The 1299-nt window shown below is 76.9% G+C and carries 1 protein-coding gene; it reads left to right on the top strand.

The genetic code is table 11. The features are described 5' to 3' along the window. On the top strand, window positions 1-1224 hold a 1224-nt coding region (locus tag GTR00_RS21050), incomplete at its 5' end, for a thiolase family protein (RefSeq protein WP_166613464.1). Between the last annotated feature and the right edge of the window lie 75 nt (window positions 1225-1299).

Below are 1299 nucleotides of genomic sequence, written 5' to 3'. Positions count from 1 at the left end.
GTCGTGTTCGCCGACGGCGTGCGCACGCCCTTCGGCAAGGCCCGCCCCGACGGCCTGCACGCCGAGACCCGCGCCGACGACCTCGTGGTCGCCTGCCTGCGCGAGCTGCTGCGCCGCAACCCCTCCCTGCCGCCCGAGCGGGTGGAGGAGGTCGCGATCGCCGCCGCTACCCAGAGCGGGGACCAGGGCCTGGTCCTGGGCCGCAGCACCGCCCTGCTGGCCGGCCTGCCGGTCACCACCCCCGGCTACGCGGTGGACCGCTGGTGCGCCGGGGCCATGACCGCCGCCACCACCGCCGCCGCCTCCATCGCGGTGGGCGCCCTGGACGTGGCGCTGGCCGGCGGGGTCGAGCACATGGGCCACCACCCCCTCGGGCAGGGCCTGGACCCCAACCCGCGCTTCCTCACCGAGCGCATCGTCTCCCCCGACGCCCTGGACATGGGCAGGACCGCCGAGGCGCTGCACGACCGCTTCCCGGCGCTGACCCGGCGGCGCGCCGACGAGTACGCCGCCGCCAGCCAGCAGAAGTTCGCCAAGGCCGTCGCCAACGGCCAGGTCTCCGCCGACCTGGTGCCCGTGGCCGTGGCCAGCAGCGCACGGGGCTGGGGCCTGGCCACCGCCGACGAGCTGGCCCGCCCCGAGACCACCGTCGAGGCCCTGGCGGGCCTGCGCACCCCCTTCCGCCCGCACGGGCGCGTCACCGCCGGCAACGCCTCCCCCCTGACCGACGGCGCCACCGCCTGCCTGCTGGCCGAGGAGGGCACCGCCGCCGAGCTGGGGCTGAGCGCGCGCATGCGCCTGGTCGGCTTCGCCTACGCCGGCGTGGAGCCGGAGGTGATGGGCCTGGGCCCGATCCCCTCCACCGAGAAGGCCCTGGCGCGCGCGGGCCTGACGATCGACGACATCGGCCTGTTCGAGCTCAACGAGGCCTTCGCCGTGCAGGTGCTCTCCTTCCTGGACCACTTCGGCATCGCCGACGACGACGAGCGCGTGAACCCCTACGGCGGGGCCATCGCCGTCGGCCACCCCCTGGCCGCCTCCGGCGTGCGGCTGATGACCCAGCTCGCCCGGCAGTTCGCCGAGCACCCCGAGGTCCGCTACGGCCTGACCGCCATGTGCGTGGGCCTGGGCCAGGGCGGCACGGTGCTCTGGGAGAACCCCCACCACCGCGACTACGAGCCCGCCGCCGGACCCGCCGCCGCGACCCCCGGGGAGGCCCGCTGATGCCCGTGCACGTGCGCGTCCTGGACCTGCCCGCCCCGCCCGGCCGCCTGGCCCTGCTGACCCTAGACCCCGGCG

It is taken from the genome of Kineococcus indalonis, from assembly GCF_009906395.1.
Lineage (GTDB): Bacteria > Actinomycetota > Actinomycetes > Actinomycetales > Kineococcaceae > Kineococcus > Kineococcus indalonis.
The sequence above is the reverse complement of the archived record's forward strand: the minus strand, read 5'-3'. Positions and strand labels throughout refer to the sequence as shown.